At 63.7% G+C, this 2,613-nt stretch carries 2 protein-coding genes; both read left to right on the top strand.

Annotated elements, in window-relative coordinates; genetic code table 11:
• Window positions 1-797 (top strand): efflux RND transporter periplasmic adaptor subunit (locus tag AB7F41_RS17215; RefSeq protein WP_428406731.1); only part of this gene is annotated, 797 nt, incomplete at its 5' end.
• Window positions 798-871: 74 nt separating this feature from the next.
• Window positions 872-2,613 (top strand): efflux RND transporter permease subunit (locus AB7F41_RS17210; protein ID WP_428406730.1); only part of this gene is annotated, 1,742 nt, incomplete at its 3' end.

The raw sequence follows: 2,613 nt of genomic DNA, 5'->3' as shown, positions 1-2,613 counted from the left end.
TTGAAAAAGAGCAGCAGGAAAACGCCCTCGCGCGCGCGCGGGCCGACCATGCGATCGCCAAGACCAACGCCGCGCGGTTTGAAGGCCTCGTCGCGGACGAGGCGGCCTCCGCGCTCGAATTCGAGTCGGCGAAGAACACCCTGAGCGCGGCGACGGCCGCCCTGAAACAAGCCGAATATGAACTCGCGCGCCGCACCATTCGCGCGCCCTTCGCCGGCGTCGTCGGCCTCACCCGCCTCGATATCGGCGATTATCTCACCATCGGCGCCACCATCACGACGATCGACGATGTTTCATCGCTCCTCGTCGACTTCGTCATTCCCGAACGCGCGTCGGCCTTTGTCAAAGAGGGCCTTGAGGTCACCGCAACGGCGCAGGCCTCAACGGGGCTCGTCGTCAAAGGAAAGGTGCGCGCCGTCGACAGCCGCGTCGATTCCGCGAGCCGCACGCGCCGCATCGAGGCGATCCTCGACAATGAGAACGGCGCGCTGATCCCCGGCTCGACCTTCGCGATCACTCTCGTCGTTCCGGGCCGAAAAGCGTTAAGCGCGCCTGATCTCGCCGTGCAATGGGACCGCGCCGGCGCCTATGTCTGGAAAGCCAATGACAAAGGGACCGCCGAACGCGTTCCCGTCACCATCTTGCAGCGCAATGCGGACGCCGTCCTGATCGACGCCCCGCTCGCGACCTCGGATCTCATCGTTTCGGAAGGCGCGAGCATGGTGCGCCCCGGCGCCTTGTTGAAGGCCGTCGGGGACGGGCGCGCTTCGAGCCTTGAAACAACGTCAGCTTACTAACGGTTTGCATCGATGGGGCCCGCCATCCGCCAGGGAGATCGAAAAACGCCGACGACAATCCGGGGCGGGCGGCGATGAAACCGCAGGACGGCCAGAAAAGCTTTGTCGGCGTTTTCATCGAGCGGCCGATCCTCGCCTTGGTCCTGAGCCTCCTCATCGTTATCGCGGGCCTTGCGGCGCTGATGGGCGTCGAGGTGCGCGAGCTGCCCGAAGTCGACCAGCCCGTCGTCTCGGTCCAGACGCGCTATCCGGGCGCGACGCCCGAGTCGATCGATTCGGAAGTGACCGCGATCATCGAAAGCGCGATTTCGCAGGTCAATGGCGTTGAGTCGATCTCGGCGCGGTCCGAATTCGGCGCGAGCCGCGTCATCGTCGAATTCTCCACCAAAGCCGACATAGACGTCGCCGCGACGGATATAAAAAACGCCGTCGCGGCGGTCCAGCGCAACTTGCCCGAGGGCGCCGAAGAGCCGGTCGTCGTCAAGGCCGACGCCGACGGCCAGCCGATCGTGCGCATCGCCGTCTCCGCCGAAAAGATGAGCGAGGACGAGATCGGCTATCTCGTAGACAAGATTATCGTTCCCCGCCTGCAATCGATCGAGGGCGTCGCCGTCGCCGAGGCTTATGGGGTCAGGAACCGCGTCATCCGCGTGCGTCTCAATCCGGTCGAACTCGCCGCGCGCGGGGTATCCGTGGACGACATCGCCGCTCTCGTCCGGCGTTCGACCGTGAGCGCCCCCTCCGGGTCTCTGCGGAGCGACCGGCAGGAGCTTTTGATCCGCGCCGAGGCGCCCGTGACGAGTCCGGAAGAAATCGGCGCGCTCCGACTGAACGACGAAACACGCCTCTCCGACCTCGCGGTTGTCGAATGGGGTCTCCAAAGAGAGACGACAAGGATGCGCCAGGATGGGACGCGATCGGTCGGGATCGGTATTGTCCGCCAGGCGCAATCGAACACGATCGCCATCGCCAATGGCGTCCACGCCGCCATCAAAGAGCTGAAGCCGTCCCTGCCGGCCGGCGTCGACATCCGCGTCAATGTCGACGATTCGATTTTCATCAAACGCGCGATCGAGGAGGTTCTCATCAGCCTCGTTCTCGCGATCGGCATTGTTCTCCTCGTCATCTTCATGTTCTTGCGCTCGGCGAGCGCGACGCTCATTCCTGCGACGGCGATTCCGATCTCGTTGATCGGCACCGTCGCGGCGATCTGGCTTTGCGGATTTTCGATCAATATCCTCACCCTGCTCGCCCTTGTCATGGCGACGGGCCTTGTCGTCGACGACGCGATCGTCGTTACGGAGAATGTCCAGCGCTGGCGCGCCAAGGGCTACGGCAAGCGCGCGGCCGCCTATCTCGGCGCGCGCGAAATCGTTTTCGCGATCCTGTCGACCACGGCGACGCTCGCCGCCGTCTTCATTCCGATCTCCTTCCTGCCGGGCCAGGCGGGCCGCCTCTTTTCCGAATTCGGTTTTGTGGTCGCCTTTGCGGTCATTATTTCGTCCTTCGTCGCCTTGACGTTATGCCCGATGTTGACGGTTAAATTCGGCTCGAAGAATATCCCCGGCTCCTCCGCGAATTCATCGGCCTTCGCGCCCATGTCCGCGATCGGCAGGGTCGGCGCCGGTCTTTACGAAAAGGGGCTGTCATTGGCGCTGCGCGCGCCTTTTGTCTTTTTCGGAGCCGCCTGTCTGTTCGCCGCCGGCGCGGTTGTCGCCTTCAGCCTCATTCCGCGCGAACTGACCCCCGTTGAGGACCGCGGGCGGGTCTGGGTGAATGTCAACGTGCAGGAGAGCGCAAATTTTGAGTATCTCGA

It is taken from the genome of Methylocystis sp., assembly GCF_050251305.1.
Classification (GTDB): Bacteria; Pseudomonadota; Alphaproteobacteria; order Rhizobiales; family Beijerinckiaceae; genus Methylocystis.
The sequence above is the reverse complement of the archived record's forward strand: the minus strand, read 5'-3'. Positions and strand labels throughout refer to the sequence as shown.